Genomic DNA, 24,468 nt, shown 5'->3' with positions numbered 1-24,468 from the left:
TCCTTCTTCGAGATACGCCCATGAGTCTTCCTCTCTCCGCGGCGCCGCAGCGCAAGCTTGGCGCGCCGCTGATCGCCTTCCTTTTGTTGGTGGTCGGCGCTCTGTTTCTGCAATCCGCCGTTGGCGGCAGGCAAGTGCTGTTGCTGATCGTTGGCGCCGCGCTGGGCCTAACGCTGTATCACGCCGCATTCGGCTTCACCTCGGCCTGGCGGGTATTCATCAACGAGCGACGCGGTGCCGGTTTGCGCGCGCAAATGGTGATGCTTGCCGTGGCGGTGGTCATGTTCTTCCCCGCGCTGGGTGCCGGTACGCTGTTCGGCACGCCGGTCACCGGCCTTGTGGCCCCGGCGGGCGTGTCGGTTGTCTTCGGCGCCTTCATCTTTGGCATCGGCATGCAAATGGGCGGCGGCTGTGCGTCCGGCACGTTGTTCACCGTCGGCGGCGGCAATGCGCGGATGCTCGTGACCTTGCTGTTCTTCATCATTGGCTCGCTGATCGCCACGCATCACGTCGACTGGTGGTTCTCGTTGCCGTCGTTCCCCGCCACTTCCATCGTTAAAACCTTCGGCGTGATCCCTGCGTTGCTGATGAGCCTGGCGCTGTTTGCGATCATTGCCCTTGTCACCGTCAAGCTGGAAAAGCGTCGGCACGGACAGCTGGAAGCGGCCGTCACCAGTGAGCATGTTGGCGTGCGCCGTTTCTTTCGCGGGCCGTGGCCGCTGGTGTGGGGCGCGGTAGGCCTGGCGCTGCTCAACTACGCCACGCTGGCATTGGCCGGTCGCCCTTGGGGAATCACCTCGGCCTTCGCGCTGTGGGGCGCAAAAGTCGCCGGTGGTCTGGGTGTGGACGTGGGCAGCTGGCCGTTCTGGCAAATGCCAGCGAACGCCAAGGCGCTGGCCGCGCCGGTGTGGGAGGACATCACTACCGTCATGGACATCGGCATCATGTTGGGTGCGGCAGTGGCGGCCGGCCTTGCAGGACGATTCGCTCCGAGTCTGAAAATCCCGACGCGCTCGTTGATCGCTGCAGTGATTGGCGGGCTGTTGCTGGGTTACGGTTCGCGCCTGGCGTACGGCTGCAACATAGGCGCTTATTTCAGCGGCATCGCCTCAGGCAGCCTGCACGGTTGGCTTTGGCTGATCGCTGCCTTTGCGGGCAACGCAGTGGGCGTGCGGATTCGGCCGTTCTTCTTTGAGGGTGAGCGTCAGCCCGCTGCATTGACCGGATGCTGAACGGGTGATCTGAAGGAAGGAGGGCGCTTGCCCGCGAGTTGCGGGCAAGCGCTCTTACACAGGATTAACCAGCGATTTGCTCCTTCGCCAGTTTGGCGATGTTTTCCGCCGTGAATCCGTACTTGGCCTGCAGCTTGTCGATGGGAGCCGATGCACCGAAGGTGTTCATCACGATCTTTGCGCCGGTCTGCCCGACATACCGATCCCATCCCACAGGCCCCACCTGTTCCACCACCACCCGCGCTTTAACGTCCGGCGGCAGCACGCCGTCGCGATAGGCCTTGTCCTGTTCCTCGAACAACTCCCAGCTCGGCATTGACACCACGCGCGCCGCGACCCCTTCGGCTTTGAGTTTCTCGAACGCCTCGACGGTCATGCCGACCTCGCTGCCGGTAGCGATCAAGATGACGTCCACTTTACCTTCCACCGCATCCGCCAGCACGTAGGCACCTTTGGTCAGGCCCTCGGCGCTGGCGTATTTCGAGCGATCAAGGGTTGGCAGCGGCTGACGGGACAGCACCAGACACGATGGCCTGCTGGTTTGCGCCAGCGCTATTTTCCAGGCTTCGGCCGTTTCGTTGGCATCGCCCGGACGAATTGTCAGCACACCGGGCGTTGCCCGCAGCTGAGTCAGTTGCTCGATGGGCTGGTGGGTCGGGCCGTCTTCGCCGACGCCGATGGAGTCATGGGTAAAGACGAAAATAACCGGCAATTCCATGATCGACGCCAGACGAATCGGCGGCTTCATGTAATCGCTGAACACGAGGAAGGTCGAGGTGTACGGACGGATGTAGGACAGGGCCAAGCCATTCGCGATGGAACCCATGGCATGTTCGCGGATACCGAAGTGCAGGTTTCGACCGCCGTAATTACCTGCTTCGAAGCTGCCCGCCCCATCAAACGTCAGGTTGGTTTTGGTCGACGGCGAAAGGTCTGCCGAGCCGCCGATGAGCCACGGGATCTGCTCGGCAAAGGCATTCAGCACCTTGCCACCGGAAGCGCGCGAGGCGATGCCTTTGGCGTCCGCTTCAAAATTCATCTGCTTGTCTTGCCAGCCTTCGGGCATCTCACCGGCCCGCATGCGCTTGAGCTGATCGGCGAGCTCGGGCTGGTCCTTTTCGAACTGCTTAAGGGTCTCGAGCCAGGCGTCGTAATCGCTGCCGCTACGTTCCAGCAGTGCGTCACGCAGGCAGTGACGGGCATCTTCCGGCACCAGGAAGGAGCTGTTTTCATCCCAGCCGTAGGCTTTTTTGGTCAGCTTGATTTCGTCATCGCCCAGCGGTTCGCCGTGGGCGGCAGACGTATTGTGTTTGTTGGGCGAGCCGAAGCCGATGACGCTGTCGACCACGATCAGGGTCGGCGCATCGCTCGTTTGCTGAAAGGTCTGCAGCGCCTTGGCCAGCGCACTGGCGTCGTTGGCGTCTTTGACGTGCAGGGTTTTCCAGCCGTAGCCTTCGAAACGCTTCTGCACATCATCGCTGTAAGCCAGTTCGGTGTGGCCCTCAATACTGATGGTGTTGTTGTCGTAGATCCAGCACAGGTTCGACAGCTTGAGGTGCCCGGCGATTGAAGCCGCTTCGGCGGTCACGCCCTCCATCATGTCGCCGTCGCCGCACAGCACGTACACGTTGTAATCAAACAGCGTGGCGCCCGGCTTGTTGAAGTGCTCACCCAGCCAGCGCTCACCCATCGCCATGCCTACGCTATTGGCGCAACCCTGACCCAGCGGACCGGTCGTGGTCTCCACGCCGGTGGTCATGCGGTACTCAGGATGGCCCGGGGTTTTGGAGTCCATCTGGCGAAACTGCTTGATGTCCTCGAGGCTCACCGCAGGTTTGCCCGATGGCTTGCCGTGCTCATCGATCTCGATCACACCGGCCAGGTGCAGCAGCGAATACAGCAGCATCGAAGCATGGCCGACCGATAGCACGAAACGGTCGCGGTTTGGCCAGTCAGGGTGTTCCGGGTGATAGCGCAGGAAATCTTTCCACAGTGTGTAGCCGACAGGTGCCAGCGCCATCGGCGTACCGGGGTGCCCGGAATTGGCTTTCTGCACAGCATCCATGGCCAGGGTGCGGATGGTATTGATGGTCAGTTGGTCGCGGTCAGTATGCGGCGTAAACGTGCGCACTGCGCCTGATCGTTCGGTGGAGTGAGAGTTGGCAGACGAGCTCATTAACGTTCTCCTCGTGACGGGTAGCGGAAGCATCCAGATAGTTGTTGAGCGCGGCGAGGGCGTTATCGTTCCATGAACAATCTGTCAGCCAGTCTTTTGGAGAAGCGATTCAGCTTCCATTGAGTATTTGGTTACATATAGCCTGTGAGCGTAACGAACGAAGTTGCCCAGACGTATTCGAAGCCTTGGGTCGAGCCCTTGCCGACTGATTCAACGTATTGCGCCGGAGGTGGCCCTTGCAGGAAATGATCGTCAAGAAGTACCGCGCCATGATCAGGACATTTACCTACATCGGCTGGTCCTTGTTCTGGCTACTGATATGGGACGTCGTCGTTACCGTCGACTTCATGCTGTTTCTGGATCGCAAGATCACTCTGCCATCGATGCCCCTGACCCTGTTGGGTTCTGCGCTGGTTGTGCTGACCAGCTTCCGCAACACCAGCGCGTATAACCGCTGGTGGGAGGCGCGCACGCTGTGGGGTGCGCTGGTCAATAACTCCCGCAGCTTTGCCCGGCAGGTGTTGACGTTTATTGATGACGAGGACGGGCTGAACCCGGTCAAGGCCACGCTGTTGCGCCGTCATGTGGCCTACGTTGAATGCCTGTCTGCCCATTTGAAGGGCAGCGATTGCGGCGAGCAGGTAACGGCGATGATTTCCCGGGAAGAATTCGAGCGCCGCACGCGCACCAACAACTTCCCTAACGCGATCCTCAATGAGTCCGCCGCGATCATCACTCAGGAATACAAAGCCGGTCGGCTGGACAGCATTCGTCTTGAGCGGCTTGAAGCGACGCTGGTGGAAATCTCCAATAACCAGGGCGGCATGGAGCGCATCGCCAACACCCCGTTGCCTTACCCGTACGTGACGTTCCCGCGCCTGTTCATCACGCTGTTCTGCATCATCGTGCCGATCGGTCTGGTCGAAACACTGGGCTGGTTCACGCCACTGGCGTCGACTGTCGTGGGTTTCATGCTGCTGGCAATCGAGAAAATCGGCACCGACCTGCAAAGCCCGTTCAAGGCCTCCGAGCACGAGATTCAGATGAAAGCGCTGTGCGAAAACATCTCCGGCAATCTGAACTCGATGCTGCAGGACGCGATGGACAAGCGGCCGGTTGAGGTTGCTTATTCGTGATGAGGTCATGCCCTTGCTTGATGAGGGCATGATTGACGCCAGACGCATCCGGACGAAGAGGACGGTCCATCCGCGAGATACCCGTCGATGAAGAGGCCGCTTTCGCGAGCAAGCTTGCTCTCATCAAATACGAAACCACGCCGCCGATACACCAATTGTGGGAGCGACCGGGGTGGCGTTCCACCTTGCTCGCGAAGGGGTAGGACGTGCGCTGAATCTTCAGCGGCTGAAATGCCGTCTTCGTGAGCAAGCTCACTCCCACAGGATTGTGTTTGCTGCGCGAGTATAGCGTCTGGACACCGGGCAGTTTGCGGCCAGTTGTGGGTTATCGACCTTGCGAAATGTCTGGGCTCATCGCCGGTAAAGGCGTGCAGACAACTATCTGAGTGACGCTACTCGCTCAGCGCAACTCGCCACACACATCCAGCTCAACCAACCGCCGCACCTCATCCCCATCCAGTCCAGCCCCCAGCAGCGCATGCAGCTTGCCGAACGCGGCTTCGCGGGTCATGCCGCCGCCTGACAGCACGCCGACGCCTCGCAGACGACTGCCGGCCTCGTACACATCCAGCTCGACCCCGCCTTCATGGCATTGGGTAATCGCCACCACAGCCACGCCTTGCTGGTGAGCACGCTGCAGGCTGGTGAGGAAGTCGGCGTTATCGCTGGGCCCTGTGCCGCTGCCGAAGCATTCCAGCACAAGACCTTGAATACCGCTGTCGATCAAACCGTCCAGCTGAGCAGCGCCAATGCCGGGGAACAGGGGCAACACCGCAACATTCGCCAAATGCTTGGGCTGGCGGTAATCCAGCGCCGCCGGCAACGCCGGTGCGGCCTCACCACCCCGAGCGCGATTAAGCGCAGCGAAAGGGTTGCGGCCAAAGCTGCGAATCTTCGCGCAACGCGTCGGTTCCAGCAGCTCGCCGTGAAAGTACAGATGCACTCCCGCGGCAAGCCCTTGATCCAATGCCTGCAAGGCGCCGTTGACGTTTTCCCAGGCGTCGCTGTCGGGAACGCCCGCTGGCAACATCGAGCCGGTGAACAGCACAGGGGCGTTCAGGCCCAACAGTTGAAAGCTCATGGCCGCTGCGCTGTAGGCCAGGGTGTCGGTGCCATGCAGGATGAGTACGGCATCGCAATGCTGAACCTCAATCGCGTCGACAACCGCTTCACGCAGGCGCTGCCAGTAGGCGGGCGTCATGTTGGCGCTGTCGATCAGGGGAGACATTTCGCGGAACGACCACTGCGGCACGACCACTTCGGGCAGTGCAGCCAGCTGCTCAGCCATGCGCGCTTCAAAGCCGGAAGCGGGTGCCAGCCCGTTTTCGCTGGCCTGCATGCCGATGGTTCCACCGGTATACAACACCATCACCTGGCGGGCGGGTGCGTGGTTTATGCGGTTCATGCCTGTCTCCCTGGATTGAGGTTCAAATGATCAACGCGCGTCCGCGACCGGTTTGCCGCTGACCGCTGCCATGTGCGCCGCAGGCTGAGCGGCATCAGGCTTTGGCCAGGCTCTCAGATCCAGGTCCAGATCGGGGAACTGGCTGGAGTCGAAGACTGGCGTCTTGATCCCGGCTTTACGCTGGGCATCGTAGTCTTTCAGCACCCGCAGCGCGATTTTGAACAGCATCGCCAGTGCGATCAGGTTGACGAAGGCCAGCATCGTCATAGTGATGTCGGCGAACGCAAACACCGTGCCCAGATCCTCGACCGCGCCCCACAGAATCAACGCGAGGACCAGCACGCGGTAACCGAAGATCGCCTTGCGGTTCTCACCCAGCAGGAAGCGCAGGCTGTTTTCGCCCAAGTAGTAGTTGTAGAGAATCGAAGTGAACACGAACAGCGCCAGCGCCACACTGATGAACAGCTTGCCCCAGTCACCGACGACGGCGGCGAGGGAGTTCTGCGTCAGGGCAATGCCATCGCCTTCGAAGCCCGGGGTGTAGAAACCGGACAGCAGGATCAGCAACGCGGTGCAGGTGCAGATGACGAACGTATCAAGGAATACGCTGAACGCCTGAACCACACCTTGTGCAACCGGGTGCTCGACCTGAGCCACCGCCGCTACGTTCGGCGCGCTGCCCAGGCCGGCTTCGTTGGCGAAGACGCCCCGTTTGACGCCCATGACAATGGCGCTGCCGATCAGGCCACCAAACACTTCATCCATGCCGAACGCGCTTTTGACGATGGTCATCAGCATGTGCGGAACGTGTTCGAACTGCACGCCGATGACATACAGCGTGACGGCGATGTAGACCAGTGTCTTGATCGGCACCAGCAGGTCGGCGACCTTGGCGATGCGCTTGATCCCGCCGACGAACACCAGGCCCAGCAGAATCGCCAGACCGACGCCGGCGTAGCTTGGCGAGATCTTGAAGGCGTCGTTGAGCGAGTGGGTCACGGCGTGGGATTGCAGGCCATTGAAGGCAAAGCCGAAGGTCACCAGCAGCAACACCGCCATGATCATGCCCAGCCAGCGTTTGCCCAGGCCGTGCTGAATGTAATACGACGGACCGCCGCGGTATTGACCTTCGGCGTCGCAGCGTTTGTACAGCTGACCAAGGGAGCATTCGAAAAAGCTGCTCGCCATGCCGACCAGCGCAGTGACCCACATCCAGAACACCGCGCCCGGTCCGCCGAGGGTGACGGCGATGCCAACGCCGGCGATGTTACCGGCGCCGACGCGGCCGGCGAGGCTCAGCATCAGGGCCTGGAATGAACTCAACTGGCCGGCGCTGCTGCGCAAACTGTCGCGAAACACCGCGAACATGTGAAAGAAATGACGGAACTGAACGAAACGCGAGCGAATCGTGAAATATCCACCGAGCCCAACAATGAGCACGATCAGTACTTTTCCCGAGAGGAAGTCGTTGATGACTTCAAGCATTGGTGTTTCCTCGCTTTCTTAGAGGGTGCGCACTATACCGGTGCGCGTTATTGGAGTCTTTTATTCGGTTTGCTGCAAGCCGGCATAAAGCAGGCAAAAAAAAGGGCCTGGAAGCTTGTGCTTCCGGCCCTCAAAAGGGTGAGGGGTGTCTAAACCCTCAGCCTGGTGATCGTGTTGCAAGTGCTGGAGAGCCGGACGATCAAGCCTTCAAAGGCACGAGCCGCGGCGCAATCATGTTCTCTGGGCGCAGGATGTCTGCCAGCATGACGTCATCGAGCAAGCCCTCTTCACGCACCAGCTCCAGCACGCCACGGCCCGTTTCCAGTGCAACGCGGGCAATGCGGGTGGCGTTTTCGTAACCGATGTAAGGGTTCAGCGCAGTGACCAGGCCGATCGAGTGCTCGACCAGTTCGCGGCAGCGCACTTCGTTGGCGGTGATGCCGACGATGCAGTGCTCGCGCAGCATGTCCATGGCGCGCTGCAGCAGGCGAATCGAGTCGAAGATCTTGTAGGCGATCAAGGGCTCCATCACGTTCAGCTGCAATTGACCGCCTTCGGCCGCGATGGTCAGCGCCAGGTCGTTGCCCATGATTTCAAAGGCGCACATGTTCACCGCCTCTGGAATCACTGGATTCACCTTGCCCGGCATGATCGAGCTGCCTGGCTGACGGGCAGGGAGGTTGATTTCGTTGATGCCGGTGCGCGGGCCGCTGGAGAGCAGGCGCAGGTCGTTGCAGATCTTCGACAACTTGACCGCGGTGCGCTTGAGCATGCCGGAGAACAACACGAAAGCACCCATGTCGGAGGTCGCTTCAATCAGGTCCGCCGCCGGCACCAGCGGCTGGCCGCTGATGGTCGCCAGACGCTGAACGGCCAGGTGCTGATAACCAGGGTCGGCGTTGATGCCGGTGCCGATGGCGGTGCCGCCGAGATTGACTTCGGTCAGCAGCTCAGGCGCCAGGCTGCGCAGGCGGTTGAGGTCTTCAGTCAAGGTGGTGGCGAAGGCGCGGAATTCCTGACCCAGGGTCATCGGCACCGCGTCTTGCAGTTGGGTACGGCCCATTTTCAACACGTGGTTGAACTCGTGACCTTTGGCCGCGAATGCCTGAATCAGGCTGTCGAGACTGGCGAGCAGTGAGTCGTGGCCCAACAGCAAACCCAGACGAATGGCCGTCGGGTACGCATCGTTGGTGGACTGCGCCATGTTCACGTCGTTGTTCGGGTGCAGAAACGTGTATTCGCCCTTGGCATGGCCCATCGCTTCAAGCGCGATGTTGGCGATGACTTCGTTGGCGTTCATGTTGGTGGAGGTGCCGGCGCCGCCCTGGATCATGTCGACGACGAACTGATCGTGGAAATCACCGCGGATCAGTCGTGCGCAAGCTTCGCTGATGCCCGCATGCTTCTCGGTGCTCAGGTGACCCAGCTGGTGGTTCGCATCCGCTGCAGCTTGTTTGACCATCGCCAGCGCTACAACCAGCTTCGGGTAATGCGAAAGCGGAACACCCGAGAGGCGGAAGTTGTGCACAGCGCGCAGGGTCTGAATGCCGTAATACGCTTCAGCGGGTACTTCGAGAACGCCAAGCAAGTCTTTTTCGATGCGAAATGATGCAGCGGAGGACATGATAGAGAAAGTCTCAAGATGGGCACGGACTAAGCCGGAACGCCGCTGATACTAGGCTTGCAGGCGATTCGGGACCAATGCTGTAAAACGCTGCCCTATGCACAATCGGCATAATGGCGCTGTGACGCAGGGATTGTTGCGAACGTGTGAATCAGTGTATGACGCTCCGTCCGCACCTGCGAATGCGCCATTTCTAACGCTGGAGAAACGATGAACCTGGAAAGCAAGTGGTTGGAAGATTTCAGTGCGCTGGCCGCGACCCGCAGTTTTTCCCAGGCAGCGGAGCGTCGATTTGTCACGCAACCGGCTTTCAGTCGGCGCATTCGCAGCCTTGAAGCGGCGCTTGGGCTGACGCTGGTCAATCGCTCGCGCACGCCGATCGAGCTGACGGCGGCAGGGCAATTATTCCTCGTCACCGCGAGGACGGTGGTCGACCAGCTCGGCGAAGTGCTGCGTCATTTGCATCACTTGGAGAGCGGGCAGGGTGAGGTCATGCAGATCGCTGCCGCTCACTCGCTGGCGCTGAGCTTCTTTCCGCGCTGGATCGCGCAGTTACGCAATGAAGGGCTGAACATTGCCACGCGCCTGGTCGCCACCAACGTCGGCGACGCGGTACACGCGCTGCGTGAAGGCGGTTGTGATCTGATGCTGGCGTTCTACGACCCCGATGCCGCGTTGCAGATGGACGCCGAGATCTTCCCGTCGCTGCACCTGGGCATGACCGAAATGCTGCCAGTCTGCTCTACGGACGAAGAGGGGCGGCCGCTGTTCGACCTGGAAGGGGAGCAAAGCGTGCCACTGCTGGCGTACAGCGCCGGTGCATTTCTGGGGCGCTCGGTGAACCTGCTACTTCGCCAACGCAGCGTGCGCTTCACGACGATTTACGAGACGGCGATGGCCGACAGCCTCAAAGGCATGGCGCTACAGGGGCTGGGCATCGCGTGGGTGCCGCGGCTGAGTGTGAAAGCGGAGCTCGAACGAGGCGAACTGGTGATTTGCGGCGGCCCTCAGTGGCACGTCCCGCTGGAGATTCGGTTGTACCGCTGCGCGCTGGTTCGCAAGGCCAATGTGCGACTGTTATGGCGCAAGCTGGAAGCGGGCGGTAGCTCGCCAGCCGCCTGACCTCGGAGTCAATAAATCCGGGCGTCTATGGTCCGATTTTGTTGGCTGACAGGAGATCGCCGGCAGTCTGTCAAACGAGACGCTTTGCGGTATACTCCGCGGCCTTCGGCCGGTTCGACTGGTCATCATTTGTACGACAAGCCACGCCGGTTTTCCCGCGTGGCTTGTTGTTTTTAGCCGCGCCTGCGGGCGCCCGATGAGAGGCACGACGATGAGCGCACTGGTTGGCGTGATCATGGGCTCCAAGTCCGATTGGTCCACCCTTAGCCACACCGCCGACATGCTTGAAAAGCTCGGCATCCCGTACGAAGTCAAAGTGGTTTCGGCGCACCGCACGCCCGATCTGCTGTTCAAGTACGCCGAAGAAGCCGAAGGCCGTGGCATCGAGGTGATCATCGCCGGCGCTGGTGGCGCTGCTCATCTGCCTGGCATGTGCGCTGCCAAGACGCATCTGCCCGTTCTGGGTGTCCCGGTTCAGTCTTCCATGCTGTCGGGCGTTGATTCATTACTCTCCATCGTGCAGATGCCCGCCGGCATTCCGGTCGCGACCCTGGCCATCGGTAAAGCAGGCGCGATCAACGCCGCGCTGTTGTCGGCCAGTATCCTGGGCGCCAAGCATCCACACTTCCACACAGTGCTGAAGACATTCCGCGCTGAGCAGACAGACAGCGTTCTGGACAATCCAGACCCACGCGAGGCCTGAGGTTTTCATGAAGATCGGCGTAATCGGTGGCGGCCAGTTGGGTCGCATGTTGGCACTGGCGGGCACCCCGCTGGGGATGAACTTCGCCTTCCTTGATCCCGCACCTGACGCCTGCGCCGCTGCGCTTGGCGAGCACCTGCTCGCTGATTACGGTGATCAGGAACACCTGCGCCAGTTGGCGAACGATGTTGATCTGGTTACCTTCGAGTTTGAGAGCGTACCGGCTGAAACCGTTGCCTTCCTGTCGCAGTTCGTGCCGGTTTACCCGAGCGCCGAAGCACTGCGCATCGCCCGCGATCGCTGGTTTGAAAAAAGCATGTTCAAGGACCTCGGCATCCCGACGCCGGCGTTCGCCGACATCCAGTCCCAGGCGGATCTGGACGCTGCGGTGGCCAGCATTGGTCTGCCGGCCGTGCTGAAAACCCGCACGCTGGGTTATGACGGCAAGGGCCAGAAAGTCCTGCGCACCCCTGAAGACGTGAGCGACACCTTCGCCGAACTGGGCAGCGTGCCGTGCCTGCTGGAAGGCTTTGTGCCGTTCACCGGCGAGGTTTCGTTGATCGCCGTGCGTGCCCGTGATGGCGAGACCCGCTTCTATCCGTTGGTCCACAACACTCACGACAGCGGCATTCTGCGCCTGTCCATCGCCAGCACCGATCACCCGCTGCAGGCGCTGGCTGAAGATTACGCCGGGCGTGTGCTCAAGCAGCTGGATTACGTAGGCGTGCTGGCCTTTGAATTCTTCGAAGTCGATGGCGGCCTGAAAGCCAACGAGATCGCCCCGCGTGTCCACAACTCGGGCCACTGGACCACCGAAGGTGCCGAGTGCAGTCAGTTCGAGAACCATCTGCGCGCCGTTGCCGGGCTGCCGCTGGGTTCGACGGCCAAGGTTGGTGAGAGCGCGATGCTCAACTTCATCGGTGATGTGCCGGCTGTGAGCGACGTGATCGCCATCGAAGACTGTCATCTGCATCACTACGGCAAGGCCTTCAAGGCCGGGCGCAAGGTCGGCCACGCCACGGTGCGCAGCAAAGACCGCAAGACGCTGGATCGTCAGGTGAAGCAGGTCGAGGCATTGATCAAAAACTGATCACAGCGTGGTCGGTCTTGACGGCCTCTGTGGGAGTGAGCTTGCTCGCGATGGGATTTTGTCCGCGACCTCATTGCTGTCGGACCCAGCGAGATCGCGAGCCAGCTCGCTCCTACAGTGTCCTTCATATCCTGTTGAACCATTTCGCCGGGCCGCCCCTCTCATAGCGTGTTGCCAATAGCTAGCTAGGCTATTGGCATATTCATTCAAACAGAGGGACATGGCATGGGAATCATCGGAACCATCTTCATCGGCTTGATCGTAGGTCTGCTGGCGCGCTTCCTGAAGCCAGGCGACGACAGCATGGGCTGGATCATGACCATCCTGCTCGGCATCTGCGGCTCGCTGGCTGCCACTTATGGTGGTCAGGCGCTGGGTATCTACCGCGCAGGCGAGGGTGCAGGTTTCCTCGGTGCACTTGTCGGCGCGATCATCCTGCTGGTGATCTACGGCATGATTAAAAAGCGTTAAGCACGCCTGGCCCTCTGCGCTATTGCTGCGCAGAGGGCTAGAATGCCCGGCATTCAACTCCTCCCGCCGAGCATCTCCAATGCGTCATCTCCTCTTCGTTTCACTGCTGCTGGTCTGCGGACTGGCACGCGCCGCTGAATTACCTGAAACCGACTGGCTCGAGCTGATGCCGAAGTCGGATCAGAAAGCCCTCGAAGCCATGCCCGAAATCGACCACAACTCGCCGGAAGGCCAGGGAACGTTCGACAGCAAAGGCGGTTTGAAGCAGAGCAAGGGCTTGCCTGCCGTCATGTACTCCACCAAAACCGTCGCGTCGATGAACGACAAAACCATCCGCCTGGGTGGCTATCCGGTACCGCTAGAGACTGACGCGAAAGGCCACAGTACGCTGTTCTTCCTCGTCCCGTACCCGGGCGCCTGCATCCACGTGCCGCCGCCGCCGCCGAATCAGCTGGTGCTGGTGCGTTATCCGAAAGGCCTGAAGATCTCCGACATTTACACACCGTTGTGGGTCATCGGCACGTTGAAGGTCGAGAAGGTGAACAATGATCTCGCCGACGCCGCCTATGCGCTGGATGCGTCGAAAGTGCGTGTGGTTGTTGAGGCGGATTTGTAGTTCGCTGACATAGCGTGCAGATTCGATGGATCCGGCTCGATGCAGTGTAGTACTGGCTTTAACCGGGAAGGCGTCGGGTGTCACACCACAAAATCGAAGGTGCGCACGCAGGCCTCTTCCCGGCTGAAGCCGGTCCTACAAAATAGCGCAGTATCGTCAGGCTTCTGCCAATGGCTCGGCCCAGATGCTGACGCTCAGCGCATGCATATCGCCCGGCTTAAGCGTCACGACATCTGTCATGACGTTTGCCGTTTCAACGCACACCATGCTCTTCCAGCCATCAGCCTTCATGTCGTCGAAGGTTTTGGTCTTGTCGATCCACGGGTTCCAGACGATGGCCGATTGCGAACCCGTCGTCTGAATCTGAATCCGGCGCTTCCACTCCGGGTCGACCACTGAAATCAGGTCGGGCGTGTCCTGGTATATACGGTCGGTCTCGCCGGTGAAGGTGATATCGCCCACCTGCACGTTCTGGGTGTCCCAGCTTTCCAGTGTGTTCAGGTACTCCACGCCGTCCAGCCCTTCGATGCTGATCTGGCCGACGTCACTGACTGCGAAATAACTGTGCAGCGCCTGACTGAGCGTGACGTCTTCAGTGCCAGCGTTGAAGCTCACCAGGCTGACATTCAGCGCGGTATCCAGGCGGATGTGTAGCTTTAAGCCAACAGTGTGCGGCCACCCCGGCAGATGTCCTTCAGCCTGGGGCTGGATGAATTCGACAATCAACGCGTCGCCATCCTCACCGACGCCCATCAATTCCCAGTCGATCGCCCGGACTTCGCCGTGAGCCTTTGCCGGCTCGTTGCTCTCGCGCATGGCCTGCACGCTCGACGGGTTACGCTGAAAATTGCCAAACCACGGCCAGCAGATCGGCATCCCGCCGCGAATAGGCTTGCCCGATTTGAACAGCGCGCCCGGGTTGGACCAGATCAGCGGCTCATCGCCGTCCACCTGGTAACTGATGATGTGCGCGCCTTGCTGGGCAATCACCAGTTCGGCCTGACCGTGGCGAATGCGCCAGCAATTAAGCTCACCGAGCTGGAAAGATTCGACGTTTGACGTAGGCATAGGGGTTCTCACTCGAAGGACAGTGACTGACTCAGACTGCGCCAAGCTTGATGAGTTTGTTGCGCAAAGCCAAGGGCGGGCACATCGGCCCCCCTTGGCTTACTGATCAGCGACGAGCCGGCACCGAGCGGGTACGGCCGCTGCCGTCGATGGCGACGAAAACGAATACGGCTTCGGTCACCTTGCGCCATTCGCTGGACAAGGGATCATCGCTCCACACCTCGACCATCATTTGAATCGAGCTGCGGCCGATTTCCAGGGTTTGGGTATAGAACGACAACTGCGCCCCCACCGCGACCGGCACCAGGAACGCCATGCGGTCGATAGCAACCGTCGCCACACGTCCACCGGCCACCTTGCTCGCCATGGCAGTACCCGCAAGGTCCATCTGGGAAACCAGCCAGCCGCCGAAAATATCGCCGAAGCCGTTGGTTTCGCGGGGTAGGGCGGTAATCTGCAGAGCAAGATCGCCCTGCGGTATCGGATCTTCTTGTTCGAGCTCAATCATTATCGGGTCCCTCTGACCCATGACTCTACTAAGTCTTCATTTTGTTTAAAGGGAAACTCTGCGAAAACGACTTGGGCAAATGGTTTCGCACAACTTCCCTGAAGAGCCCGGTCGAGTCGCGGCCGGCGAGTATATCTGGCGCGCCGTCACGACACGACCGCCGCTTTTTCATGATGCCTTCGCGTCATTGCAATCCATGTGCATTTGTACGCAATTTGCTATCGTGCCGGACCGACCTGGCGCACTACGCCATTTTTGGCACGCAATTTTGATGCCCGATTAACTTTTCGAGTCGAGAAATCGCGTGTGAAGCCGTTACCCACGGTTGAGTCACCGTTGATTTTTCGCCCAAAGAGAGCCTCAAAAGAGAAGCCATTGTCATGTCCTCTGTGCCTTTAAGTGCTACGCAGCCTTCGCGCCCGCTGAACCGCAACGATTACAAAACCCTTTCACTGTCTGCCTTGGGCGGAGCGTTGGAGTTCTACGACTTCATCATCTTCGTGTTCTTCGCAGCAGTAGTAGGCAAGCTGTTTTTCCCCGTAGACATGCCCGAATGGCTGCGTTTGATGCAAACGTTTGGCATTTTTGCCGCCGGTTATCTGGCTCGGCCCCTTGGCGGCATCGTCATGGCGCACTTCGGCGATCTGCTGGGCCGCAAGAAAATGTTCACCCTGAGCATTTTCCTGATGGCCGTTCCGACGCTGATCATGGGCCTGCTGCCCACCTACGCGCAGATCGGCATCTGGGCTCCCATGTTGTTGCTGCTGATGCGCGTCATTCAGGGTGCTGCAATCGGTGGCGAAGTGCCTGGCGCGTGGGTATTCGTTTCCGAACACGTTCCCGCCCGTAACGTCGGTTACGCCTGCGGTACCCTCACGTCCGGTCTGACGGCCGGGATTCTGCTTGGCTCGCTGGTCGCAACCTGGATCAACAGCGTGTACTCGCCCGTTGAGGTATCGGACTACGCTTGGCGGATTCCTTTCCTGCTTGGTGGCGTTTTCGGTCTGATGTCGGTTTACCTGCGCCGCTGGCTGCACGAAACCCCGGTGTTCGCCGAGCTGCAACTGCGCAAGCAACTGGCTGACGAAGTGCCGCTCAAAGCGGTATTGCGTGATCACCGTGGCGCGGTTGTGCTGTCGATGCTTCTGACCTGGTTGCTCTCCGCCGGTGTGGTGGTTGTCATTCTGATGACGCCGACCCTGCTGCAAAAGGCCTACGGTTTCGCACCCGCCGACACCCTGAAAGCCAACAGCCTCGCCATTGTTTTGCTGAGTCTGGGCTGTATCGGGGCGGGCGCGCTGGCGGATCGAGTCGGCGCGGGGCTGGTCTTCCTGTTCGGCTCGCTGGGCCTGCTGGTGAGTTCGTGGACCTTCTACCACATGATCGGCACGCACCCGGATCTGCTGTATCCGCTGTACGCGATTACCGGTTTGTTCGTTGGCACCATCGGCGCAGTGCCCTTTGTGATGGTCAAGGCCTTCCCGCCGGTTGTTCGCTTCTCCGGGCTGTCGTTCTCCTACAACCTGGCGTACGCCATCTTCGGCGGTTTAACGCCAATGGTCGTCAGCCTGATGTTCGCCGCCAACCCGATGGGGCCTTCCTGGTACGTGGCGATTCTTTGCGCCATGGGCATGGGGATCGGTATTTTCCTGATGAGAGGAAAGCCGGTCGAGTCCTGATCCAGCCTGTGACGAATCCTCCCGCTGAAAAATCAAAGCCGCCAGTCATGATGACTGGCGGCTTTCATTTGATTGTCATATTCCGGTCATAGAGTAGTCACATGGCCATCATCGATGGCGGTACTCTTCACCTCGCCAGGAGCAAGGCATGACCTTCAAACGTTTGATGACGGCGCTGACTTTCGTGGCGGCTGGCGTGGCGGTCGACAATGCGAGTGCCGCCGTCGACCCGGCGATCAAGCCCTACGTCAAAACCAGTGGTGTATCCGGAAATCTGTCCAGCGTAGGCTCCGACACGCTCGCCAACCTGATGACGATGTGGGCCGAGGCCTACAAAAAAGAATACCCAAGCGTGAACATCCAGATTCAGGCCGCTGGCTCCTCGACAGCGCCACCTGCACTGACCGAGGGCACTGCGACGCTCGGGCCCATGAGCCGCAAGATGAAAGACGGCGAGTTGTCGGCCTTTGAGCAGAAGCGTGGCTACAAGCCTACGGCGATTCCGGTGGCGGTGGATGCGCTGGCGGTGTTCGTCCACAAGGACAACCCGATCAAGGGCCTCACACTGCAGCAGGTTGACGCAATCTTCTCCGCAACCCGGCTGTGCGGCGCCAAGACCGATGCAAAAACCTGGGGCGATGTGGGCGTGACGGGTGATCTGGCGGGCAAGGCCATCCAGCTGTTCGGGCGTAATTCGGTTTCCGGCACTTACGGTTTCTTCAAGGAAGAGGCGCTGTGCAAGGGCGACTTCAAGCCCAACGTCAATGAACAGCCCGGCTCTGCGTCGGTGGTCAGCTCCATCAGCAACTCGCTGAACGGCATTGGGTACTCGGGCATTGGTTATAAAACGTCCAGTGTTCGCACTGTTCCCCTCGCAAAAAAGGAGGGCGGCGAGTATGTCGAGGACAACGAAGCCAACGCATTGAATGGCACCTACCCGCTGGCACGCTTCCTTTATGTGTACGTCAACAAGGCGCCGAACCAACCGTTGAATCCGCTCGAAGCCGAGTTCGTCAGATTGATCCTGTCAAAACAAGGTCAGGAAGTTGTCATGAAAGACGGGTACATTCCGTTACCAGCCAAGGTCGTCAGCAAAGCCTTGGCTGATCTGGGGCTACAAGAACGGTAGCGAGCACGCTGCCCAGACAACCCTGAAGCGGGGTGACAGGTTCGTCCCGCCACAAACGACAAAGGCCTTATGGAACGAGGCTCGCAGAACACTGGACAGTCCGTTGCCCCGATTCAGGAGCGGCGGGCTTTTTTGCGTCACCTCGCTGTCATGTATTTGTCATACAGAGTGGCTACGGTGTGCGCATGAATGATTTGGCCAATTCATCAATGACCGACAAACCCCGTCCCGAGCGCATCGATTTCAATGCGCCCGAGCTGCAGCGCAAGCGCAGGATCCGTGCGCTCAAAGATCGCCTGACGCGTTGGTACGTGTTAGTGGGCGGTCTTGCCGTGTTGGCCGCCATTACCTTGATCTTCTTCTACCTGGCTTACGTCGTCGCGCCGTTGTTCCAGGGTGCGAAGCTGACGCGCAGCGATGCTCAAACGCCTGCCTGGCTCCAAGATGCCGGCAAGCCCATGGTGCTGGTCATCGAAGAGCAGAATCAGGTCGCCATGCGCGTGTCCGACAAGGGCGAAGCGCTGTTTTTCCGTCTCAAGGACGGCGGCGAAATCTCCCGCGTGGCCTTGCCGATCCCCGCAGGCGCGAAGGTCACGTCGGTGGCACAGGATCAGCCCGGCAAGCCCCTGATCGCGGTTGGCCTGTCCAACGGCAGCGTAATAGTGTTCAAGCACGCGTACCCGATCAGCTATCCCGACAACAAAAAGACCATCACCCCCACGATTACCTATCCCTACGGCGAGACGCCGCTGGTGCTGGACGAAGGAGGGCGGGCCGTCGAGCACGTCAATCTGAACGCCAGTGACACGACCCTGATTCTGTCCGGTGCAACCGGTACCCAATTGCACGTACTGTCGCTGACCCAATCCGAAAACCTGATGACGGGCGACACCGATCGCGAGCAGAACCGCATTGATCTGCCGCAGCTGTCAGCAGCGGTCAAAGCCATTTATGTCGACCCGCGCCAGCAGTGGCTGTACGTGATCAATGGTCGCGCGCTGGTCGACGTGTTCGACCTGCGCGATCGCACACTGAACGGTCGTTACAAACTGCTTGAAGATGCCAATGCCGAAACCACTGCCAGCACGCAACTGGTCGGTGGCGTCTCTCTGGTGATCGGCAGCTCAAGAGGCAACATCGCGCAGTGGTTCATGGCGCGGGACGTCGATGGCGAGATGCGCCTGCAGCACATTCGTGATTTCAAAATGAGTGGCGCGCCGATCTCCCAGATCACCGCCGAGCAACGCCGCAAAGGCTTCATTGCCATGGACACCTCCGGCAAGCTCGGCGTGTTCCACAGCACCGCCCACCGCACGCTGCTGATCGACCCGATAGCCAGCGGCCCGGCCGTCATGGGGCTGTCGCCGCGGGCGGATCGGATCATCGTTGAAGACAGCGGCAAGCTGCTGCCCTTGAGCCTGAACAATCCGCACCCGGAGATCTCATGGAGCGCGTTGTGGGACAAGGTCTGGTACGAAAACTACGACGAACCCAAATACGTTTGGCAATCCACCGCGTCCAGCAGTGATTTCGAGCCCAAGCTCAGCCTCGCGCCACTCACTTACGGCACGCTCAAAGCCGCCTTCTACGCCATGCTGCTGGCGGCGCCGATCGCCGTCGCCGCTGCTATCTACACGGCTTACTTCATGGCGCCGCGCATGCGTCGCAAGGTCAAGCCGATCATCGAACTGATGGAAGCGATGCCGACGGTGATTCTCGGATTCTTCGCCGGGCTGTTCCTGGCGCCGTACCTGGAAGGGCACCTGCCGGGCATCTTCAGCCTGCTGATCTTCACCCCCATCGGCATCTTGCTGGCAGGGTTTGGCTGGACGCGCTTGCCTGACTCGATTCGCCTGCGGGTACCCGACGGCTGGGAAAGCGCGATTCTGATTCCGGTCATTCTGCTGATTGGCTGGGTCTCACTGAGCATGAGCCCGCACCTGGAGAACTGGTTCTTCGGCGGCGACATGCGCGCGTGGATCACCAACGATATGGGCATCACCTACGACCAGCGCAACGCAATGGTGGTCGGAATCGCGATGGGTTTTGCGGTCATCCCCAACATTTATTCGATTGCCGAGGACGCTGTGTTCAGCGTGCCGCGTGGCCTGACGCTTGGCTCACTGGCCCTCGGCGCCACGCCGTGGCAGACACTGGTTCGCGTGGTGATTCTCACGGCCAGCCCGGGGATTTTTTCTGCGTTGATGATCGGCATGGGCCGCGCTGTGGGCGAGACCATGATCGTGCTCATGGCCACCGGTAACACGCCGATCATGGACATGAACCTGTTCGAAGGCATGCGCACCCTGGCCGCCAACGTGGCGGTGGAGATGCCCGAGTCGGAAGTGGGGGGCAGTCATTATCGCGTGCTGTTCCTCGCCGCCCTGGTGCTGCTGATGTTCACATTTGTCATGAATACCTTGGCAGAGCTGATTCGTCAGCGCCTGCGCAAGCAGTATTCGTCTCTCTAGGGCAGGTTGAAACCGATGAAGCAGACCTCCCTCAAGCGATGGTTCAACAGTGGCGGCCCCGGCGTCTGGTTAAGCGCGGGTGCGGTCTCTATCGCCGTGATCATGACCATCGGTTTGCTCGCGGTGATCGCCGTGCGCGGGCTAGGGCATTTCTGGCCGGCCGATGTGATTTCCGCCCAGTACGACGTTCCCGGGCAGGAAAGCCACGTGCTGGTGGGCGAGCTGGTTCAGTCTGAACAAGTGCCGCGCGCCAGGCTCAAGGCCGCCGGGTTGCCAGTCCCTGATCAGGGGCCCGAATTCATGACCCGCGATCTGTTCAAGGTCGGCAACCGGGACATCAGCCCCAGCGATTTCAACTGGGTCATTGGCGAGTGGCTCAAGGATCTGCGCAAGCCAGCGGAGCTGATGACGCTGGAGCGCCGCGAGTGGGGAAACTTCTACGGCTATCTGGTCAACGTCAAGGAAGACGGCAAAATCGTCGCCGAAGGTGAAGCCGCATGGCCGCAACTGCAGGCGCGTATCGAGCGTGTGCAGGGTATTTCCGATCAGCTGGACGACCTGGAGAAGGGCGAGATCGGCGCGATCAACCACGGCATCGAGCGGCTGCGTCTGCAGGCACGCAAGCTTGAGCTCAATGGCGAACTTGATGCAGCGGCACAGGCCGACATGGCCACTGAGCGCGCTGAATATGACGCGCGTTACAAGGAAGTCGAATCGCGGCTGGGCGCGCTACACGCCGAATACAATCGTGACAGCCTGACGGCGCGTGACGCCAACGGCAAAGAAATCGAGATCAGCATCGGCAAGGTGGTTCACGCGTATCAACCCAACGCGATGGGCACGATGACCAAGTTGGGGTTTTACTTCCAGAAGCTCTGGGAGTTCCTCAGCGACGACCCGCGCGAGGCCAACACCGAGGGCGGGATTTTTCCTGCGATCTTCGGCACCGTGATGATGACGCTGATCATGGCCGTGATCGTGACACCCTTTGGCGTGCTCGCGGCTGTGTATCTGCGTGAGTACGCGCGCCAGGGCATGATGACGCGCCTGATCCGCATCGCGGTGAACAACCTTGCGGGCGTCCCTGCCATTGTCTACGGCGTGTTCGGGCTGGGCTTTTTCGTTTATGTACTGGGTGGCTCGCTGGATCAGCTGTTCTTCCCCGAAGCCTTGCCGGCGCCGACGTTCGGCACGCCGGGCTTGCTGTGGGCGTCGTTGACTCTGGCACTACTCGCCGTCCCGGTGGTGATCGTCGCCACCGAAGAAGGCCTGGCGCGCATCCCGTTGACGCTGCGTGAGGGTTCGCTGGCCCTGGGTGCGACCAAGGCCGAAACGCTGTGGAAGATCGTTTTGCCGATGGCGAGCCCGGCCATGATGACCGGGCTGATTCTGGCCGTGGCCCGGGCGGCCGGTGAAGTGGCGCCGCTGATGCTGGTGGGTGTGGTCAAGATGGCGCCGTCGCTGCCGGTGGACGGCAATTACCCGTACCTGCACCTCGACCAGAAGATCATGCACCTGGGTTTTCATATCTACGACGTCGGTTTTCAAAGCCCGAACGTCGAGGCGGCGCGCCCGCTGGTGTACGCCACGGCGCTGCTGCTGGTGCTGGTGATCGCGCTGCTGAACCTGTCGGCGGTGACGATTCGCAACCGCCTGCGCGACAAGTACAAGGCGTTTGAAGACTGAGTCAGCTACAAGCGGCAAGCTGAGAGCCGCATACCGTATCAGCACCACACTTGCAGCTTGCGGCTTAAGGCTTGCAGCTACGATCGGAGTGAGACCATGCAACACGAACCCCACGCCCACGGCATCAACATGTCGGCCCTGGGTCGCAAGCGCCAAGTGCTGGATCTGGCGAACGAAGCCGTTGCGCTGGAAGTGCCGGGGCTGGATCTCTTCTATGGCGAGAAGCAGGCGCTGTTCGACATCCGCATGAACATCCCGAAACAGCGCGTCACCTCGTTCATCGGGCCGTCCGGGTGCGGCAAATCCACCTTGCTGCGCACCTTTAACCGCATGAACGATCTGGTGGACGGCTGTCGCGTACAGGGCCAGATCAAGCTCTATGGTCACGACATCTACACCAAGGGCGAAGACGTTGCCGAATTGCGTCGCCGGGTTGGCATGGTGTTCCAGAAGCCTAATCCGTTCCCCAAAACCGTTTACGAGAACGTGGTCTACGGGCTGCGTATTCAAGGCGTGCACAAGAAGCGCGTGCTGGATGAAGCCGTCGAGTGGGCCTTGCGTGGCGCCGCCCTGTGGGACGAGGTCAAGGACCGCCTGCATGAGTCGGCGCTCGGACTTTCCGGTGGTCAGCAGCAGCGTCTGGTGATCGCCCGCACTATCGCCGTCGAACCCGAGGTGCTGCTGCTCGATGAGCCGTGCTCCGCGCTCGACCCGATTTCGACGCTGAAAGTCGAAGAGTTGATCTACGAACTGAAATCCAAATACACCATTGTGATCGTTACCCACAACATGCAGCAGGCGGCGCGTGTGTCGGATTACACCGCGTTTCTGCACATGGGCAAGGTGGTCGAATACGGGGACACCGATACGTTGTTCACCAATCCGACCAAAAAGCAGACTGAAGACTACATAACCGGTCGTTACGGCTAGCACGTGTTTCGTCAGCCTTGAACCACCGCGCAATCAATCGGACGGACACTCATGATCAAAGACAGCCATACACATCACATCTCCCAGCAGTTCAACGCTGAACTGGAAGAAGTTCGCAGCCACCTGCTGGAAATGGGTGGTCTGGTCGAGAAGCAGGTCAACGACGCGGTCACCGCGTTGATCGAAGCCGACTCGGGCCTGGCCCAGCGAGTGCGCGAGGTGGACGACCGGATCAACCAGATGGAGCGCAATATCGACGAAGAGTGCCTGCGCATTCTGGCCCGTCGTCAGCCTGCCGCCTCCGACCTGCGTCTGATCATCAGCATCTCCAAGTCGGTCATCGACCTTGAGCGTATTGGCGATGAGTCCACCAAGATCGCCCGCCGTGCGATTCAGTTGTGCGAAGAGGGTGAGTCGCCGCGCGGTTACGTCGAAGTGCGCCACATCAGCGATCAGGTCAGCAAGATGGTGCGCGATGCTCTGGACTCGTTCGCCCGCTTCGATGCCGATCTGGCGTTGTCGGTGGCGCAGTACGACAAAAACATCGACCGTGAGTACAAGACCGCATTGCGTGAGCTGGTCACCTACATGATGGAAGATCCGCGCTCGATCTCTCGCGTGCTGAATGTGATCTGGGTCCTGCGTTCGCTGGAGCGCATCGGTGATCATGCGCGCAACATCTCCGAACTGGTGATCTACCTCGTGCGCGGTACCGATGTTCGCCACTTGGGCCTCAAGCGCATGCAGGAAGAAGTCAAAGGCCTGACCGCCGAAAGGATTAATGTTCTGGACAAGCCTGACGATAAATAAGATTGCCTGAGAAAAAACGCCTGGCGACCGCCGGGCGTTTTTGTTTCTCCGGTCTGCCCATATTTTTCAAGTCACCCGCGAATAAAAGTCCCGGTGTCGTCAAACAGTTTGGCAGCTGGCCACCCGCCAGCAAATGCTCGCCATTTACGGTGAACACGCCATCAGGAGCGTCGATGAGTAAAGTCAGTGTATTGGTGGTGGATGACGCACCGTTCATCCGCGATCTGGTCAAGAAAGGCCTGCGCAACGCCTTCCCGGGTATCGCTCTGGAAGACGCGGTCAACGGTCGCAAGGCGCAAGTGCTGCTCAGCCGTGAAGTGTTCGATCTGGTGCTGTGCGATTGGGAAATGCCTGAAATGTCCGGGCTTGAATTGCTGACCTGGTGCCGCCAGCAGGACAACCTGAAGACCATGCCTTTCATCATGGTCACCAGCCGTGGCGATAAGGAAAACGTGATTCAGGCGATCCAGGCTGGCGTATCGGACTTCATCGGCAAGCCGTTTACCAACGAGCAACTGCTGACCAAGGTCAAGAAGGCGCTGCACAAGGTCGGCAAGCTTGACGCGTTGATGTCCAGTGGCCCGGCCCGCGTCAATGCAGCGTTTGCCAATGACTCGCTCAGTGCCTTGACGGGTAACCGTCCCGAGGTCGTCAACACGGCACCTGCGGCTTCAACTGCATCGCAAACTGCTCAGTCTATGGTCCCGCCTGTGGCAAAAGCGGCTCCTTCCGCCGCACCTACCGGTCGTGGTCAGGGTCAGTTGCGTCTTCCAGGCGGAAACCAGCCCTGCGTGATCAAGGCGTTGACGCTCAAGGAAGCGTCGCTGCTGGTCCGCCGTGGCGAAGTCCTGCCGCAGATCCTTGAAAGCGCCGTGCTCGATCTGGAGCAGGGCGAAAACGCTGAAGTGGCGCGTCTCAATGGCTATCTGCACGCGATTGCCGCGTTCGAGCAGAAGCCGGACAGTGAGTGGCTGCAGGTCACTTTCCGCTTCGTCGACAAGGACACCCAGAAGCTTGATTACCTTTCGCGTCTGATTGCCCGTGGTACGGCGCAGAAGCACTTCGTGCCGGGTGCCTGATTCGCTGCGCACTCATGTGTGGGAGCGAGCGGGTGGCGTTCCACCTTG

Annotated in this window: 20 protein-coding genes; 14 read left to right on the top strand and 6 right to left on the bottom strand. The window is 60.0% G+C overall.

Annotated elements, in window-relative coordinates:
- Positions 1-20 precede the first annotated feature (20 nt).
- Entirely contained in the window at positions 21-1,232 is a 1,212-nt protein-coding gene (locus AC3ISG_RS24645) for a YeeE/YedE family protein (protein ID WP_489298189.1), read from the top strand.
- A gap of 64 nt (positions 1,233-1,296) precedes the next feature.
- Here the strand turns inward: AC3ISG_RS24645 and tkt are convergent, their stop codons facing one another.
- Positions 1,297-3,408, bottom strand: coding sequence for a transketolase (gene tkt / locus AC3ISG_RS24640; protein WP_489298188.1), 2,112 nt, complete (start codon positions 3,406-3,408; stop codon positions 1,297-1,299).
- A 245-nt stretch (positions 3,409-3,653) separates the two neighbouring features.
- On the opposite strand from tkt, the gene AC3ISG_RS24635 reads away from it, so the two are divergent.
- A complete protein-coding gene (locus AC3ISG_RS24635) occupies positions 3,654-4,544 on the top strand; it encodes a bestrophin family protein (RefSeq protein ID WP_420793010.1) in 891 nt (296 codons plus the stop codon).
- A 400-nt stretch (positions 4,545-4,944) separates the two neighbouring features.
- Here AC3ISG_RS24635 and AC3ISG_RS24630 read toward each other — a convergent pair whose 3' ends face one another.
- The 3 genes from AC3ISG_RS24630 to AC3ISG_RS24620 form a co-directional block, all read right to left on the bottom strand.
- Positions 4,945-5,949 carry an asparaginase gene (locus AC3ISG_RS24630; protein ID WP_489298187.1) on the bottom strand — a complete coding sequence of 335 codons (1,005 nt, stop codon included), beginning with the start codon at positions 5,947-5,949 and terminating at the stop codon, positions 4,945-4,947.
- A 30-nt stretch (positions 5,950-5,979) separates the two neighbouring features.
- A complete protein-coding gene (locus tag AC3ISG_RS24625; RefSeq protein ID WP_489298186.1) occupies positions 5,980-7,434 on the bottom strand; it encodes an alanine/glycine:cation symporter family protein in 1,455 nt (484 codons plus the stop codon).
- Positions 7,435-7,633: 199 nt separating this feature from the next.
- Complete coding sequence (locus tag AC3ISG_RS24620) at positions 7,634-9,058, bottom strand: aspartate ammonia-lyase (RefSeq protein ID WP_122534201.1); 1,425 nt, start codon at positions 9,056-9,058, stop codon at positions 7,634-7,636.
- Positions 9,059-9,268: 210 nt separating this feature from the next.
- Here AC3ISG_RS24620 and AC3ISG_RS24615 point away from each other — a divergent pair, with 210 nt between their 5' ends.
- The 5 genes from AC3ISG_RS24615 (at position 9,269) to AC3ISG_RS24595 (ending at position 13,060) form a co-directional block, all read left to right on the top strand.
- The gene (locus AC3ISG_RS24615; protein ID WP_122534200.1) at positions 9,269-10,180 is read left to right on the top strand and encodes a LysR substrate-binding domain-containing protein; all 912 of its coding nucleotides are present in this window, start codon (positions 9,269-9,271) and stop codon (positions 10,178-10,180) included.
- Positions 10,181-10,391: 211 nt separating this feature from the next.
- Positions 10,392-10,883, top strand: a complete 492-nt coding sequence (gene purE / locus AC3ISG_RS24610; protein WP_489298185.1) for a 5-(carboxyamino)imidazole ribonucleotide mutase — start codon at positions 10,392-10,394, stop codon at positions 10,881-10,883.
- 7 nt (positions 10,884-10,890) lie between these two features.
- On the top strand, positions 10,891-11,973 hold the full coding sequence (locus tag AC3ISG_RS24605; protein WP_489298184.1) for a 5-(carboxyamino)imidazole ribonucleotide synthase: 1,083 nt from the start codon (positions 10,891-10,893) through the stop codon (positions 11,971-11,973).
- 225 nt (positions 11,974-12,198) lie between these two features.
- Positions 12,199-12,444, top strand: coding sequence for a GlsB/YeaQ/YmgE family stress response membrane protein (locus AC3ISG_RS24600; protein ID WP_037016790.1), 246 nt, complete (start codon positions 12,199-12,201; stop codon positions 12,442-12,444).
- Positions 12,445-12,523: 79 nt separating this feature from the next.
- The gene (locus AC3ISG_RS24595; RefSeq protein ID WP_122623580.1) at positions 12,524-13,060 is read left to right on the top strand and encodes a DUF3299 domain-containing protein; all 537 of its coding nucleotides are present in this window, start codon (positions 12,524-12,526) and stop codon (positions 13,058-13,060) included.
- A 156-nt stretch (positions 13,061-13,216) separates the two neighbouring features.
- On the opposite strand, the gene AC3ISG_RS24590 is transcribed toward AC3ISG_RS24595, so the two are convergent.
- Positions 13,217-14,128, bottom strand: a complete 912-nt coding sequence (locus tag AC3ISG_RS24590) for a D-hexose-6-phosphate mutarotase (protein WP_489298183.1) — start codon at positions 14,126-14,128, stop codon at positions 13,217-13,219.
- A gap of 106 nt (positions 14,129-14,234) precedes the next feature.
- Complete coding sequence (locus tag AC3ISG_RS24585; protein WP_037016781.1) at positions 14,235-14,636, bottom strand: acyl-CoA thioesterase; 402 nt, start codon at positions 14,634-14,636, stop codon at positions 14,235-14,237.
- Positions 14,637-15,016: 380 nt separating this feature from the next.
- On the opposite strand from AC3ISG_RS24585, the gene AC3ISG_RS24580 reads away from it, so the two are divergent.
- From AC3ISG_RS24580 to AC3ISG_RS24550, 7 genes are all read left to right on the top strand, one after another.
- Positions 15,017-16,315 (top strand): MFS transporter, encoded by a 1,299-nt coding sequence (locus AC3ISG_RS24580; RefSeq protein ID WP_122534196.1) that lies wholly within the window; start codon positions 15,017-15,019, stop codon positions 16,313-16,315.
- Positions 16,316-16,463: 148 nt separating this feature from the next.
- Positions 16,464-17,444 carry a phosphate ABC transporter substrate-binding protein PstS family protein gene (locus AC3ISG_RS24575; RefSeq protein WP_485619769.1) on the top strand — a complete coding sequence of 327 codons (981 nt, stop codon included), beginning with the start codon at positions 16,464-16,466 and terminating at the stop codon, positions 17,442-17,444.
- A 185-nt stretch (positions 17,445-17,629) separates the two neighbouring features.
- Positions 17,630-19,915, top strand: coding sequence for an ABC transporter permease subunit (locus AC3ISG_RS24570; protein ID WP_489298182.1), 2,286 nt, complete (start codon positions 17,630-17,632; stop codon positions 19,913-19,915).
- Positions 19,916-19,930: 15 nt separating this feature from the next.
- Positions 19,931-21,601, top strand: coding sequence for a phosphate ABC transporter permease PstA (pstA, locus tag AC3ISG_RS24565; RefSeq protein ID WP_489298181.1), 1,671 nt, complete (start codon positions 19,931-19,933; stop codon positions 21,599-21,601).
- A gap of 96 nt (positions 21,602-21,697) precedes the next feature.
- Positions 21,698-22,531, top strand: a complete 834-nt coding sequence (gene pstB, locus AC3ISG_RS24560) for a phosphate ABC transporter ATP-binding protein PstB (RefSeq protein WP_122623575.1) — start codon at positions 21,698-21,700, stop codon at positions 22,529-22,531.
- Positions 22,532-22,582: 51 nt separating this feature from the next.
- Complete coding sequence (gene phoU, locus AC3ISG_RS24555) at positions 22,583-23,341, top strand: phosphate signaling complex protein PhoU (RefSeq protein ID WP_122534192.1); 759 nt, start codon at positions 22,583-22,585, stop codon at positions 23,339-23,341.
- A gap of 173 nt (positions 23,342-23,514) precedes the next feature.
- Positions 23,515-24,420, top strand: coding sequence for a response regulator (locus tag AC3ISG_RS24550; RefSeq protein WP_122534191.1), 906 nt, complete (start codon positions 23,515-23,517; stop codon positions 24,418-24,420).
- Positions 24,421-24,468: the final 48 nt, after the last annotated feature.

This window comes from Pseudomonas sp. GL_135 (genome assembly GCF_057834665.1).
The sequence above is the reverse complement of the archived record's forward strand: the minus strand, read 5'-3'. Positions and strand labels throughout refer to the sequence as shown.

Coding starts and splice junctions, on each gene's coding strand:
- AC3ISG_RS24595 (WP_122623580.1), top strand. CDS start 12,524: ATGCGTCATCTCCTCTTCGTTTCACTGCTGCTGGTCTGCGGACTGGCA.
- AC3ISG_RS24630 (WP_489298187.1), bottom strand. CDS start 5,949: ATGAACCGCATAAACCACGCACCCGCCCGCCAGGTGATGGTGTTGTAT.
- AC3ISG_RS24600 (WP_037016790.1), top strand. CDS start 12,199: ATGGGAATCATCGGAACCATCTTCATCGGCTTGATCGTAGGTCTGCTG.
- AC3ISG_RS24615 (WP_122534200.1), top strand. CDS start 9,269: ATGAACCTGGAAAGCAAGTGGTTGGAAGATTTCAGTGCGCTGGCCGCG.
- AC3ISG_RS24625 (WP_489298186.1), bottom strand. CDS start 7,434: ATGCTTGAAGTCATCAACGACTTCCTCTCGGGAAAAGTACTGATCGTG.
- pstB (WP_122623575.1), top strand. CDS start 21,698: ATGCAACACGAACCCCACGCCCACGGCATCAACATGTCGGCCCTGGGT.
- AC3ISG_RS24635 (WP_420793010.1), top strand. CDS start 3,654: ATGATCGTCAAGAAGTACCGCGCCATGATCAGGACATTTACCTACATC.
- AC3ISG_RS24550 (WP_122534191.1), top strand. CDS start 23,515: ATGAGTAAAGTCAGTGTATTGGTGGTGGATGACGCACCGTTCATCCGC.
- AC3ISG_RS24580 (WP_122534196.1), top strand. CDS start 15,017: ATGTCCTCTGTGCCTTTAAGTGCTACGCAGCCTTCGCGCCCGCTGAAC.
- AC3ISG_RS24605 (WP_489298184.1), top strand. CDS start 10,891: ATGAAGATCGGCGTAATCGGTGGCGGCCAGTTGGGTCGCATGTTGGCA.
- AC3ISG_RS24575 (WP_485619769.1), top strand. CDS start 16,464: ATGACCTTCAAACGTTTGATGACGGCGCTGACTTTCGTGGCGGCTGGC.
- tkt (WP_489298188.1), bottom strand. CDS start 3,408: ATGAGCTCGTCTGCCAACTCTCACTCCACCGAACGATCAGGCGCAGTG.
- AC3ISG_RS24585 (WP_037016781.1), bottom strand. CDS start 14,636: ATGATTGAGCTCGAACAAGAAGATCCGATACCGCAGGGCGATCTTGCT.
- purE (WP_489298185.1), top strand. CDS start 10,392: ATGAGCGCACTGGTTGGCGTGATCATGGGCTCCAAGTCCGATTGGTCC.
- AC3ISG_RS24570 (WP_489298182.1), top strand. CDS start 17,630: ATGAATGATTTGGCCAATTCATCAATGACCGACAAACCCCGTCCCGAG.
- phoU (WP_122534192.1), top strand. CDS start 22,583: ATGATCAAAGACAGCCATACACATCACATCTCCCAGCAGTTCAACGCT.
- AC3ISG_RS24590 (WP_489298183.1), bottom strand. CDS start 14,128: ATGCCTACGTCAAACGTCGAATCTTTCCAGCTCGGTGAGCTTAATTGC.
- AC3ISG_RS24620 (WP_122534201.1), bottom strand. CDS start 9,058: ATGTCCTCCGCTGCATCATTTCGCATCGAAAAAGACTTGCTTGGCGTT.
- pstA (WP_489298181.1), top strand. CDS start 19,931: ATGAAGCAGACCTCCCTCAAGCGATGGTTCAACAGTGGCGGCCCCGGC.
- AC3ISG_RS24645 (WP_489298189.1), top strand. CDS start 21: ATGAGTCTTCCTCTCTCCGCGGCGCCGCAGCGCAAGCTTGGCGCGCCG.